Origin of the sequence: Anaerocolumna cellulosilytica (genome assembly GCF_014218335.1) — a bacterium.
Classification (GTDB): domain Bacteria; phylum Bacillota; class Clostridia; order Lachnospirales; family Lachnospiraceae; genus Anaerocolumna; species Anaerocolumna cellulosilytica.
Genome location: NZ_AP023367.1, coordinates 3,777,501 through 3,790,774, shown reverse-complemented (window position 1 = coordinate 3,790,774; position 13,274 = coordinate 3,777,501). Strand labels below are relative to the sequence as shown.

11 protein-coding genes (1 of these 11 only partly in view) are annotated in these 13,274 nt (G+C 36.7%); 9 read left to right on the top strand and 2 right to left on the bottom strand.

Annotated features, from left to right (window positions below):
* Positions 1 to 59: 59 nt before the first annotated feature.
* Positions 60 to 1,010 (bottom strand): carbamate kinase, encoded by a 951-nt coding sequence (arcC, locus tag acsn021_RS15645; RefSeq protein WP_184095646.1) that lies wholly within the window; start codon positions 1,008 to 1,010, stop codon positions 60 to 62.
* A gap of 473 nt (positions 1,011 to 1,483) precedes the next feature.
* Between arcC and acsn021_RS15640 the strand changes: the two genes are divergently transcribed.
* Genes acsn021_RS15640 through acsn021_RS15630 form a run of 3 tightly spaced genes read left to right on the top strand, consistent with a single transcriptional unit; the run spans position 1,484 to position 4,756 of the window.
* A complete protein-coding gene (locus acsn021_RS15640) occupies positions 1,484 to 2,881 on the top strand; it encodes a beta/alpha barrel domain-containing protein (RefSeq protein WP_184095648.1) in 1,398 nt (465 codons plus the stop codon).
* A gap of 34 nt (positions 2,882 to 2,915) precedes the next feature.
* Complete coding sequence (locus tag acsn021_RS15635; protein ID WP_184095650.1) at positions 2,916 to 4,076, top strand: isocitrate/isopropylmalate dehydrogenase family protein; 1,161 nt, start codon at positions 2,916 to 2,918, stop codon at positions 4,074 to 4,076.
* 11 nt (positions 4,077 to 4,087) lie between these two features.
* Complete coding sequence (locus tag acsn021_RS15630) at positions 4,088 to 4,756, top strand: GntR family transcriptional regulator (protein ID WP_184095652.1); 669 nt, start codon at positions 4,088 to 4,090, stop codon at positions 4,754 to 4,756.
* Between the two features lie 97 nt (positions 4,757 to 4,853).
* On the opposite strand, the gene acsn021_RS15625 is transcribed toward acsn021_RS15630, so the two are convergent.
* A complete protein-coding gene (locus acsn021_RS15625) occupies positions 4,854 to 6,788 on the bottom strand; it encodes an ABC-F family ATP-binding cassette domain-containing protein (RefSeq protein WP_184095654.1) in 1,935 nt (644 codons plus the stop codon).
* A 252-nt stretch (positions 6,789 to 7,040) separates the two neighbouring features.
* Here acsn021_RS15625 and acsn021_RS15620 point away from each other — a divergent pair, with 252 nt between their 5' ends.
* From acsn021_RS15620 to acsn021_RS15595, 6 genes are all read left to right on the top strand, one after another.
* Positions 7,041 to 7,688 carry a redox-sensing transcriptional repressor Rex gene (locus acsn021_RS15620; protein ID WP_184095656.1) on the top strand — a complete coding sequence of 216 codons (648 nt, stop codon included), beginning with the start codon at positions 7,041 to 7,043 and terminating at the stop codon, positions 7,686 to 7,688.
* Between the two features lie 58 nt (positions 7,689 to 7,746).
* Positions 7,747 to 8,355, top strand: coding sequence for a hypothetical protein (locus tag acsn021_RS15615; RefSeq protein WP_184095658.1), 609 nt, complete (start codon positions 7,747 to 7,749; stop codon positions 8,353 to 8,355).
* 220 nt (positions 8,356 to 8,575) lie between these two features.
* A complete protein-coding gene (locus acsn021_RS15610; protein ID WP_184095660.1) occupies positions 8,576 to 10,129 on the top strand; it encodes an NAD(P)H-hydrate dehydratase in 1,554 nt (517 codons plus the stop codon).
* 79 nt (positions 10,130 to 10,208) lie between these two features.
* Positions 10,209 to 11,399: an alanine racemase gene (gene alr / locus acsn021_RS15605; RefSeq protein ID WP_184095662.1), complete on the top strand. Its 1,191-nt coding sequence runs from the start codon at positions 10,209 to 10,211 to the stop codon at positions 11,397 to 11,399.
* Positions 11,400 to 11,450: 51 nt separating this feature from the next.
* Positions 11,451 to 11,852: a type II toxin-antitoxin system PemK/MazF family toxin gene (locus acsn021_RS15600; RefSeq protein WP_207725198.1), complete on the top strand. Its 402-nt coding sequence runs from the start codon at positions 11,451 to 11,453 to the stop codon at positions 11,850 to 11,852.
* A 498-nt stretch (positions 11,853 to 12,350) separates the two neighbouring features.
* A protein-coding gene (locus acsn021_RS15595; protein ID WP_184095665.1) for a sensor histidine kinase crosses the window boundary here: on the top strand, positions 12,351 to 13,274 show its 5' portion. 33 nt of this gene lie beyond the right edge of the window; the window shows 924 of its 957 coding nt (coding positions 1-924); its start codon is at positions 12,351 to 12,353; the stop codon falls past the right edge of the window.

Below are 13,274 nucleotides of genomic sequence, written 5' to 3'. Positions count from 1 at the left end.
ACAAATAAGAAAACCCGAAGAAGACAGATTAAGCAAGTGTCTTCTTCGGGTTTTACTGATTATTTTATTATATGTGTGCCGGTCTTACCATGAACTGCGTTAAGAGCTTGATCCACATGTGTAATAATAGCTCTTCTGTCAGTTGTACTGTTATTTAAGGTTGATGTTACAAATTTGAGGGAGGCTTCTACTTTTGGTAGAATGGAACCAGCTTCAAAAACCCCTGTTTCTAATAAATCCTGAACCTCTTTGGAATTTAGAGTGTCAAGTGGCTGTTCCTCTTCTTTGCCATAGTTTAAAGAAACTTTTTCTACTCCCGTTAAGAACAACAAAACCTCTGCATCAACAAGCTCTGCTAACAATTCACTGGTGTCATCCTTTTCAATAACGGCACTGGCACCTTTTAAGATTGTTCCTTGTTCCAGAACAGGAATACCGCCGCCACCGGCTGCAATAACAATCTGATTTGCTGCAATAAGAGCCTGAATGGCATCAATTTCATAGATTTCCTTTGGTTTAGGTGATGCAATAATACGGCGGTAGCCTTTACCTTCTTCAAAGACAACATAATTCCCTTTTTTCTTTTCCAAATCAGCTTCTTCTTCGGACATATATCTGCCAATTATTTTTGTAGGATTGCTAAAAGCCTTATCAAAGGGATCAACCTTAACCTGGGTAATAATGGTTGATACAGGTTTAAATATCCCACGGTTTAGCAGTTCCGTGCGAAGAATGTTCTGCAAATCATACCCTATATATCCCTGGCTTAGAGCACTGCATACGGACATAGGTGCTACGGTATACTTAGAATCAAGACGGCTGAATTCTGTCATGGCTGTATGAAACATTCCAACCTGAGGTCCATTGCTGTGAGTAATAACTACTTCATAATCAGCCTCTATTAAATCGGCAATGGACTTTGCTGCTATTTTTACTGCTTTTTGCTGCTCAGGAAAAGTATCTCCAAAAGAATTTCTTCCTAAAGCAACTACAAGTTTCTTTTTTGACATAATCAAAACCTCGCTTTTAAATTAGTATATTTTTAATCATATATAGGCTGCTTTCAGGTACACAATCGTAAGCAGCCTAAATTTCTTTTTATGGTATAGGAGAAAATCCTATATGGTGTGCATAAGGTTGAATTAAAGACATTCAACCCCTTGATTTGTACGCGACTAAAGGTCGCAGATGGGAGCTAAAGATTGAAGAATGCCTGTTATTCATTCATTATATAATAAGTAATCAAAAAAGGAAAGTACATCCTTTGAAAAATAAAGACAAACCTATAAACATATACATTATTAATTTAACAGATTAACGTGATAACTAATTATCCAATTACATCACAAAACTTTTTCTTGACAATATCCGTATAATTGTATACAATGAAACAGTATGAAGATAAAAATACATAGAAACAGGATAACGGGATAATTCCTATACGCCTACATATGTAAAAAAATTGGGTAAGGAGAAGCTAATTATGGAAAACAGGAAAGTATTTATGAATCGCCAGAATAATCTGCTTCAGTTAGAAGAGCATTTATACCCTCTGGTTGATGTATCACACCCGAATGTATTTCGGAATTTATTTCCCTATGATGAGGTGCCAAAGATTGCATTTAATGATAGAATTGTACCTCATAATTTTCCAGAAGAGATATGGATTACAGACACTACATTCCGTGATGGGCAGCAATCCAGGGCTCCTTACACAACAGATCAAATTGTAACTATTTATGATTATCTGCATCGCCTGGGAGGACCAAAAGGTATTATCAGGCAAAGCGAATTCTTTTTATACAGCAAGAAAGACAGAGATGCTGTGTATAAGTGTATGGAAAGAGGTTATGAATTTCCTGAGGTAACCTCTTGGATACGCGCCAGCAAAAAAGATTTTGAATTGGTAAAAGAAATTGGTATGAAGGAAACCGGTATTTTGGTCAGTTGTTCTGACTACCATATCTTTTATAAAATGAAGATGACAAGAAGAGAAGCCTTAAATCACTATTTAAGTGTTGTAAGAGAATGTCTGGAAACCGGCATAGCTCCCCGCTGCCATTTTGAGGACATAACCCGCTCCGATATCCATGGCTTTGTCATTCCATTTTGCATGGAATTAATGAAACTAGGTGAGGAATATAGAATTCCTGTTAAGATAAGAGCCTGTGACACCATGGGGTATGGAGTTAATTTCTCAGGTGCGGTTATTCCAAGATCCGTACAAGGTATTATATACGGGCTGTTAACCCACGGTGGCGTACCTTCTGCACTAATTGAGTGGCATGGACACAATGATTTCTATAAGGCGGTCACTAATTCCACTACTGCCTGGCTTTATGGTGCCTGCGGTGTAAACTGTTCTTTATTCGGTATTGGAGAGAGAACTGGTAATACTCCTCTTGAGGCAATGGTATTTGAATATGCCCAGCTAAAAGGGACACTGGATGGGATGGATACAACAGTGATTACAGAGCTTGCAGAATACTTTACCAAGGAAATAGGGTATAAAATTCCACCCCGCACGCCCTTTGTAGGTAAGAACTTTAATGTAACCCGTGCAGGAATACATGCGGATGGGCTATTGAAAAATGAAGAGATTTATAATATATTTGATACAGAGAAATTTTTAAACAGGCCAGTTTTAGTTTCTGTGTCCAATACTTCTGGTCTGGCAGGTATCGCCCATTGGATAAATACATATTTCAAATTAAAGGGTGCCAATGCCGTAGACAAGAATGACCCCGTGGTTATTAAGATAAAAGAATGGGTGGATGAAGAATATGAAAGCGGACGAGTAACTGTTATCACTGACGATGAATTAATAGCAGTAATTGATAAGGTTAAAGCTGGGTTATCAAAAGAAGACACGGTAATATAAAATTTCACTATTAAAAAATAAATGGAGGATAATGATGACAGATTTTATTCAAGCAGCAAAAGATCAATTTGGCAAATTACTTGAGGAACAGTTAAAACGAGTAGAAGTCATGAAGCAGCAGGGTGATTTTCTAAACTATAAAGATTTAGACAAACTTATTATAGGTGTTTGCGGCGGTGATGGAATCGGACCGGCCATTACATCCCAGGCCAGTCGTGTTCTGAAGTATCTGCTGAAAAAGGATGTTGAATCCGGCAAGGTAGAATTTAAGAATATTGAGGGTCTTACCATTGAGCGCAGGGCAGCGGAACAGGCAGCAATTCCGGCGGAAGTTTTAAAGGAACTAAAAGAATGTCATGTAATCTTAAAAGGGCCAACTACAACTCCAAGAAAAGGTGACCCTTGGCCTAATGTGGAAAGTGCCAATGTTGCTATGCGTAAAGAACTGGACTTATTTGCGAATGTAAGACCTGTCAGGATACCGGAACAGGGTATTGATTGGACGTTTTACCGTGAGAATACAGAAGGAGCATATGCAGTAGGCAGCAAGGGGTTTCATGTAACTTCTGATTTAGGGGTTGACTTTACAGTAGTAACTACCCAGGGAACCGAAAGAATTATCCGCGCGGCTTTTGAATATGCAAAAGCAAATAATAAGACAAGGGTTACAGCAGTAACAAAGGCAAATATTATTAAGACAACAGACGGTAAGTTCTTAGAGATATTCAATGAAATTGCAAAAGAATACCCGGACATTACAGCAGATGACTGGTACATTGATATTATGACTGCAAAACTGGTGGATGAAAAACGAAGAAAAGAATTCCAGGTACTGGTATTACCGAATCTATATGGAGACATTCTTACAGATGAAGCAGCAGAATTCCAAGGTGGTGTAGGAACAGCAGGCAGTGCGAATATTGGTAAGAGATATTCTATGTTTGAAGCAATTCACGGTTCAGCACCTAGAATGGTGGATGAAGGAAGAGACATTTATGCAGACCCTTGCAGTGTTATTCGTGCTGGTGCTATGCTGTTAGCTCATATTGGATATACCGCAGAAGCAGACCAATTATATAAGGCACTGGATATCTGTACAGTAACAGAAAGAAAATTAGTAATTACCGGAAGGAATACCGGTGCAACCAGTGCTGAATTCGCAGACTATTTGATGGAGACCATTGAGAAACTATAGGAGGGCATTTTGTGAACGATAAAGATGTTCATAAGGAAGTTACCGACAAATATTCTCTTCGTGGACGTGTTTTTAAAAAAATCCGTGAAGATATTTTGTCCGGTGTTTATAGCCAGAATGAAGAACTGAAAGAAACCACAATTGGAGCAGAGTTGGGAGTAAGCCGAACTCCGGTCAGAGAAGCACTGCGACAGTTGGAATTAGAAGGATTGGTTAACATAATACCCAATAAAGGGGCGTATGTGAACGGAATCTCAGAAAAGGATATTCACGATATATATATAATCCGTTCTTATCTGGAAGGGCTGTGTGCAAGATGGGCTTGTGAACATATTACCCAGGAACAGATTGACGAATTAGAAGAAGTCGTATACTTATCTGAATTTCATGCAAAGAAAGAGCACCACGAACAAATCGTAGAATTAGATAACAAATTTCATCAGTTAATATATGAAGCCTCCAGCAGTAAAATACTAAATCATGTATTATCAGATTTTCATCACTATGTGCAGAGAATCAGAAAAATTACTCTAGCATCAGATCTTAGGGCGGCAAACTCTAACAAAGAGCATACAGCCATATTAGATGCAATTCGTCAAAGAGACGGAGAAAGAGCAGAAAATCTGGCTCATGAACATATTATGAATACAATTAAGAACATTAGCGAAAGAGGCTTGTAACAACTAACAAATCGTAAATAGAAGAAAAAGAGGATGCCTGGACAATGAATAACACCATACAGGACATCCTCTTTTTACTATCAATTATAGTCGTTGTTTACGCATCAGCGAGTTCTTCCCAGAGGAGCAATAATTCCTCTAAGCGTTCTTCAATGGTCTTTTTTTCTTTATTGAGTTCCAATAATTTTGAAACATTGGTAAAGACATCTTCTTGTACCAAAAGAGTATCAATTTCTTCATTCCTGGTTTCTAATTTTTGAATTTCTTCTTCTGTTCTTTTCAATTCATTCTGTTTTTTACGTAGTTTTGCTTGTTCTTCTTTTTGCAGCTTCCAATCCATCTTTGTTTCGGTCAGATTGGATTCGGAAGTACTCGCCTCTGCTTTAAAAGAAGTGTTATGGTGTGCAGATGAAGCGGTCATTTCCATAACAGGTTTCTTTTCCAGGTAATAATCATAATTGCCTATATAATTAATGAGATTTTTATTGGTTAAGTCTAAAATTCTTGTGGCAGTTTTATTAATAAAGTAACGGTCATGGGATACATATAATACAGTACCGGTATAATTTACAAGGGCATTCTCAAGGATTTCCTTAGAAGTAATATCTAAATGGTTGGTGGGCTCATCCAGTATCAGAAAGTTGGCTTCAGAAAGCATTAATTTCGCAAGAGAAACACGACCTCTCTCACCACCACTGATATCTTTAATCCGCTTAAATACATCATCATTTGTGAATAAAAAAGCAGCTAGGATATTACGTATTTTTGTGTTATCCATGTGTGGATAGGTATCTTGCAGCTCATCAAATAGAGTCTTCTCTGAACTTAAAACCTGGTGCTCCTGATCATAGTAACCGATTTTTACTTTCGCACCTAATTTAATTTCACCACTATCATAAGAAACGAGTTGATTGATGATTTTTAAAATAGTGGTTTTACCAGTACCGTTATTACCAATAATGGAAACACGTTCACCTCGCTTAATCTCAAAGTTCAGATGGTCGAATAACTTCAAAGCGTCATAGGACTTCGATAAATCTTTAATAGTAAGAACATCGTTGCCGCTGATAATATGCGGCTCTAAGCGAATCGACATGTGAGACTGTTCCATAACCGGTTTGTCTACACGCTCAATTTTATCCAGCATTTTTTCACGGCTTTCCGCGCGTTTTATGGATTTCTCTCTATTAAAGGAACGCAGCTTAGTAATAACCTCTTCCTGACGTTTAATTTCTTTTTGCTGATTTAAATAATGCTTTAACATGGCGTCTCTTTGCTGAGCCTTTTTTTCTGCAAAGGCAGAGTAATTACCTTCAAAGCAGATTGCCTTCGTATTTTCTATTTCTACTACCTTTGAAACTACTTTATCCAAGAAGTAGCGGTCATGGGCAATAACAACTACTGCACCGTTATAGTTAAGCAGATAGGTCTCCAGCCAGGCGATGGATTCCATATCCAAATGGTTTGTAGGCTCGTCAAGAAGAATTAAATCCGGTGTACTAAGAAGAAGTTTACCAAGAGCAATTCTAGTTTTTTGTCCTCCGGATAGGGCTGTAACCGGTTTGTTAAAATCGGCCTCTACAAATCCCAGACCCTTTAGAATTCCCACAACCTCACTTTTATAGGCATAACCGTTTTTAAGTTCAAATTCATGTGTTAGACGGGTATAGGTACTAAGCATTTGCTCCAGTTCTCTGCCGGTAACCGTTTTCATGTTTTCCTCTAGACGACGAATGGAATTGTCAAGCTCTATAACGTCTTTTTTTACGGTCATTATTTCATCATAGATAGAATTTTCGGTAGACAAATCCTGATGCTGTGCCAGATAACCTACACTGCTTCCTTTGGCAAAGATGACTTCTCCTGAATCAGCCTGCAACTGACCCATAATAATTTTAAACAGGGTAGATTTGCCTGCTCCATTAATACCAATAATGGCAGCCTTTTCGCGTTCATTTATATGAAAGGATATATCATTTAATATCTGATCAGTTCCAAAGCTCTTACTGATGTTTTGACATGCTAAAATCATTGTATCTCCCAAACCTTTCTTCTGTACAGATATGATAAAAACATATCTGTCTTTTTATTACAAATCACAGCTTAACAGTTTAAGTTCAAAAGCTGCTTATCTTATAAAATCATATTGTAACCTTAAGAAAATGTCAAGTAAACAACTGTACGTTATTTTGAAACAGACCCTTGATATTTTGATATCAATCAAATATAATAATTTAATAAAGTGGGGTATTCTATTTATTTCACATGTGAAGGAGGAATGAACGTGCAGGATAAAGAAATATCATTGGCAGTAATACAGAGATTGCCCAGGTACTACAGATATTTGGGGGAATTACTTGAAAATGACGTGGTACGTATATCTTCAAAAGAATTAAGCGAAAGAATGAAAGTTACTGCCTCCCAGATAAGGCAGGATTTGAATAATTTCGGTGGTTTTGGACAGCAGGGATACGGTTATAATGTTGAATATTTATATACAGAGATAGGTAAAATTTTGGGGTTGGATAAATGTTACAATGTTATTATCATCGGTGCCGGTAATTTAGGTCAGGCATTAGCCAATTACACTGACTTTGAACGAAGAGGCTTTATTATAAAAGGAATTTTTGATGTGAATCCCAGACTGGAAGGTATATCTATTCGCGGGACAGAAATTCATATGATAGACGAACTGGAAGAGTTTGTTAAAAATAATACGATTCATATAGCAGCATTAACGATTCCTAAGTTAAAGGCACCAGCAATAGCAAAAGAATTAGCAAAACTAGGAATCAAGGCAATCTGGAATTTTGCGCCCATTGATTTGAATTTGCCCAAGGATGTAATGGTTGAAAATGTACACTTGGCAGAGAGTTTAATGCGCTTATCATATAATCTGAAAGCCCTGGAAGAAAGTAACACAGAAGAGTAGACAAAACATCAACCATATGAGAGACCGTATACGGTCACACGACAGGAAGTGTAAACCAATGAAAAAAAATATTGAGGTGGATTTTCAAAAAATTTTTAAAGGGAAAAAAATACCCATTGTTACTTTAGATGAACGCTGGCATGAGCTATTTCCGGAGTACGATAAGCCGGCTCATATTAAAGAACTCGAGACAAAAATTAACGATTTGTTAAAGCAGCAGGGTAAGCTGTCCGGTGACATGAAGGATATGAAGAAACTTAAATCCAATCTAATGCAAGAAATTATAACGAATATGGATGTAAATGAGAATGCAGCCGGAAAGCAAAGAGCAAAAAAATTAGACAGGAATCAAAAGTTAATCAAAGAAATCAGCGAGAAGATGAAAAACTCGGAAGACGAGTTAATTGACCTTCCTTATCAGATAAAGTCATTGAATGAACAGCTGATTATTGAAAGTGCAACCGTATGTTACAATAGATTAAACAATAATTCCAAGCGGATATCAGAAATCGCGAGCTGGATATCAGGTATTCGTGAGGAATTAAAAGAGCGGTTATTAGAAAAGCAAGATATGGAAATGAAAAATTCAGCTATTTATTCTTATCTGCATGATATAATGGGAGCAGGTTTAATGCAGGAACTAGACGAAGCAATCAAGAAAAAATAATTAACTGCAATATTTAATTAGATGAATCTTGCCAATATAAAGCCTACCTAAATGTCTTTAAAAATATCATATAGAACATAATGGGGGGTGTCTCAAAATACAATATTTCATAATAGAACATATTGGTATTTTGCGGCACCCCTAATATCATGAATTAAAATACCTTTCGGTAAATATAGGTTTAGGTTAGCAGCTCTAAACGCACAGATGGGAGTTTATGATGAAAAATATAGTGGATTCAGTTGAAATGAAAGCAATTGATAAATATACCATAGAAAAAATCGGTATTCCGGGGGTTGTTTTGATGGAACGTGCGGCTCTGGCAGTTGCTAATACCGTTAAGAAATATATAGAATCTGACACTAGTCCGCCTAGTAAAAGTAGGAATAAGATACTAACAGTGTGCGGTATCGGTAATAATGGTGCTGATGGGATAGCAGCGGCTCGCATTTTATATATGCAAGGTTATGAAATTGATATACTGCTGTCAGGCAATCTGAGTAAAGGCACTGAATTATTTCGCCAGCAATTGAGCATCGCCCAAAATTTAGGCATATCTATTGATAACAATATAGACTGGAATGAATATACTATTATTATCGATGGGATTTTTGGTATTGGTCTGAACAAAGAAGTAAGAGAGAATCAGCGTGAAGTAATTGAACATATTAATAAGGGGAATTATACTGTATTCGCTGTTGATATTCCTTCAGGCTTGTCGGCGGATACCGGTAAACCTCTTGGCATAGCAGTGAAAGCGGATTATACAATTACTTTTGGTTTTTATAAGACAGGACAGTTACTATATCCCGGACCGCAGTACACCGGAGCAGTAAACATTGCTGATATTGGTTTTTCTAGTCATATAGATCATTTGCTAAGCAAGAAAAGATTCACCTATGATGCCGTTGATTTAGATAAATTACCAAATAGAACAGCCTATTCTAATAAAGGCAGCTATGGAAAGGTTTTGGTGATAGCCGGTTCTGTCAATGTAAGTGGTGCCTGTTATTTTTCAGCAAAAGCTGCTTATCGCTCTGGTGCCGGCCTTGTTAAGGTTATGACAGCAGTGGAAAATAGAATTATTTTGCAGACACAGCTGCCGGAGGCTTTAGTGGTTACTTATGAGAATAGATGGGAAGAGGCTATAACTTTAGAGCTTTTAAGAGAATTGGAGTGGGCCAGCGTTGTTGTAATCGGCCCGGGACTGGGACTGTCAGAGCTATCACAAAGGCTTTTGGAGATAGTAGTAAAAAATGTGAATGTCCCACTTATAATAGACGCTGATGCAATCACTTTATTGGCTGGGGATATAAGTAAAAATGGTTATATGGATGTCAAAGAAAGAATAAAATATCTTTCGGGTATTCTGCCTGCGAAGACTATACTGACACCTCATTTGAAAGAATTATCTGTTTTACTGGGATGCCCGCTAAAAGAGATAAAAAACAATCTTTTAAAAGCTGCGGATGTATGTACAGAGCAGAATCGTATCCGGTTTATAATAAAGGATACACATACCATTGTAGCAGGTGAGAATAAGCGATATATTAACCTCTCCGGTAACCATGGAATGGCTACCGGCGGAATGGGAGATGCATTAACTGGAATAATAGCAGCTTTCATTGCACAAGGGTCAGAGTATACGGAAGCGGCAGAACTTGGAGTGTATGTCCATGGCTTAGCAGGAGATAAGGCAAGTGAAGAAAAAGGGTATTATTCCTTGATAGCCAGTGATGTTATAGATATGCTTCCGAAGGTACTTAAAATGTAAAAAAAATAATATTTAGCAGTTACAATAGTAACTTAGCAGGTGTGACTGCACTGCAAGGACTGTTTAAACGGAGGAATATATGACAGCAGAGAATCATGAAAGCGAAGAGAACGAAGTAGAAGGCAGATATTTTAGGGTAACTGCCAATATCAATTTAGATGCCATTTATCATAATATAGAAAAGACTAAAAATATGCTTACTGCTGGTGCAAAACTAATGGTAATTATAAAAGCAGATGGCTATGGACACGGAGCTGTTCCCATCGCCAGAACACTCTATCCATTAGCGGATGCATATGGCATTGCAATTATAGAGGAAGCAATAGAGTTAAGGAAAAATGGCATTGATAAACCTATTTTAGTATTAGGTCATACTTCTAAGGAGCAGTATAAGCAATTGGTGGAGTATGATATTACGCAGACTATTTTTCAGTATTGCGCGGCAAAAGAATTAGCGATAGAAGCCAGGAGAGAAAAAAAATGTGCCAAAATTCATATTAAAATCGATACAGGAATGTCTAGGATTGGTTTTTATGATAGTATAGATAGTATTGAAGAAGTCAAAAAAATTGCCCGGCTAGAAGGCATTGAAATCGAAGGTATCTTTTCCCACTTTGCATGTGCTGATGCGTCTGATAAGACTTCTGCAAAAAGGCAATTGGAAAGATTTTTGTCATTCATAAAGCAATTAGAAGAAGAAGGAATTTATATTCCGGTAAAGCATATGGCTAATAGTGCAGGTATTATTGATTTACCGGAAGCGTATCTTGACATGGTACGAAGCGGAATAGCCACTTATGGTATGTATCCTTCCGAAGAGGTAATACAGAAAAGGATTCCACTAGAGCCGGCAATGGAGATTAAAACACATGTTAGCTATGTAAAAGAAGTTGAGGCAGGAATTGGAGTTAGTTACGGTAGTACATATGTAACTGAAAAAAAGACTAAGATAGCAACAATACCTGTGGGCTATGGTGATGGATACCCAAGACAATTATCTTCCAAAGGGCGGGTTTTAATACACGGAAAGGCAGCACCTATAATTGGAAGAGTATGTATGGATCAGTTTATGGTAGATGCATCAAACATTGAAGAGGTTAAGCAGGGAGACGTTGTAACTTTGGTTGGTGAAGATAATGGCGAGCGCATAACAGTAGAAGAGTTAGCAGCTTTAGCCTATTCCTTTAACTACGAATTCGTATGTAATGTTGGAAAAAGAGTACCGCGTATATATTACCGTAACGGTAAAGCAGTGGAGATAAGGGAATAAATATAGCAAATCACAGAAAAGAAAACATTTTATGGAATACACAAGTCAAAAATGGGAAATAATAAGACTAAAGCCATAAAATGGAGTGTGAGAAAAGTGATTATAAAACGTGGAGATATCTTCTATGCGGATTTAAGACCTGTTATTGGTTCGGAACAAGGAGGAGTCCGCCCTGTCTTGATAATACAAAATGATACAGGAAATAAGCATAGCCCTACAGTAATATGTGCGGCAATAACTTCTAAAATGAATAAAGCGAAACTTCCGACTCATGTTGAAATAGATGCAGACAAATATGGAATTATTAAGGATTCGGTGATTTTGCTTGAGCAGGTCAGGACAATTGATAAATCAAGATTAAAAGAAAAAGTATGTCATCTGGACCAAGACGTATTAAAGAAAATTAATCGTGCGCTGATTATAAGTTTTGCATTAGATACATACTTTAAATAAGAAACGGGACATTAATTTTCTGCATACAATTTTAATAGGATAAGAGTATAATAAAAAAGTGATTAAGGAACCAACAAGGACAGCCTTATGTTATAAAAGTGTATTGAAACCATCCTATCTTACTCAGTACGCTTATATTATTTAGAATAGGCTATTATATAGAAAACGCCTGGAGTCAAGCTTCTTAAATCTTGACTCCAGGCGTTTTTACGCGTAATAGGGATACATGTGCGTGCTGTTAATGGGTATTATCAACTGTTATGCTATGTAAATCAGCTGTTTCATTTGCATGGATTTAGATTTGTAAAATCAAGATGTAACTATATGAAATTTTTGATATAATAAACGAAATAAAAGTTATTTTGCCTACTTCTTTACTCTAAACGAGGAGTATCATTGCTGGGATGATTGGAATTGTTGTTTTTAATTTTTCGGGTATCGTGTTATTGAAAAAAAGAGAATTGTAAATTAAAATACAAAGCTGGGAGGAATTATTAGATGTTGTATATTGTGTTAATTTTTACAGCAGTTATCACGGGAGGATATTTTTCTTTTCGCTATTTTTCAATCCTCTATGCTTTTAAGCATGTTATAAAAGAAATAACCAATATACAACAGGACTTCACAAAGAATCAGGTGCTTCATCTACCTATACCGGATCGGCATTTAGGAAAATTACTATCTGCTTTTAATACCACTTTAGAAGAGATACGAAAGGAACGGCAAAAATATGAAAAAAGAGAAAAAGATTTTGAAAGACAAATAGAGAATATAAGTCATGATTTGCGCACACCTTTAACTGTAATACTAGGGTATTTGAAACTCATTAAAAAATCTTGGAATAATTCAATAAAAGATGAGAATGAACGCTCTGAGACAATAGACATTATCGAAGATAAAGCTGAAAGTTTGAAGAATTTGGTGATACAGTTTTATGATTTTACCCGAGTAAATGCAGGTGACTACAAACTGCCTCTGAACAAAGTTGATATTACAAAAACTATAAGGGAATCCATTATAGGACTGTATCGAATTTTGGAAAGAACTCATTTACAGGTAGAAGTAGATATTCCTGATTATCCAATCTGGGTATTAGGAGAGGAGTCGGCATTAGAACGAATATTTCATAATCTATTCCAAAACGCAGGAAGATATGCGTACACATACCTTCATATATTAATGAAAAATAGTAAGCAAGGTATATCTATTTCATTTATCAATGATACCAAGGTACTAACAGAGAATGATATACCTCACTTATTTGAAAGGTTTTATATGCAAGATCAATCTAGAAGTCAAGGTGGTTCAGGATTAGGTTTAACAGTCGCAAAATCACTAGCAGAATCAATGGGTGCAGAATTAAATGCTCATGCTCTTAGTAGAGAATCAATAGGTTCTGAATTAAATGTACCTGAAATATGC

Excerpts from the sequence above, each read along its gene's own strand:
- acsn021_RS15625 (WP_184095654.1), bottom strand. The coding sequence starts at position 6,788 with ATGATTTTAGCATGTCAAAACATCAGTAAGAGCTTTGGAACTGATCAG.
- acsn021_RS15615 (WP_184095658.1), top strand. The coding sequence starts at position 7,747 with ATGAAAAAAAATATTGAGGTGGATTTTCAAAAAATTTTTAAAGGGAAA.
- acsn021_RS15600 (WP_207725198.1), top strand. The coding sequence starts at position 11,451 with ATGGGAAATAATAAGACTAAAGCCATAAAATGGAGTGTGAGAAAAGTG.
- alr (WP_184095662.1), top strand. The coding sequence starts at position 10,209 with ATGACAGCAGAGAATCATGAAAGCGAAGAGAACGAAGTAGAAGGCAGA.
- arcC (WP_184095646.1), bottom strand. The coding sequence starts at position 1,010 with ATGTCAAAAAAGAAACTTGTAGTTGCTTTAGGAAGAAATTCTTTTGGA.
- acsn021_RS15640 (WP_184095648.1), top strand. The coding sequence starts at position 1,484 with ATGGAAAACAGGAAAGTATTTATGAATCGCCAGAATAATCTGCTTCAG.
- acsn021_RS15610 (WP_184095660.1), top strand. The coding sequence starts at position 8,576 with ATGAAAAATATAGTGGATTCAGTTGAAATGAAAGCAATTGATAAATAT.
- acsn021_RS15635 (WP_184095650.1), top strand. The coding sequence starts at position 2,916 with ATGACAGATTTTATTCAAGCAGCAAAAGATCAATTTGGCAAATTACTT.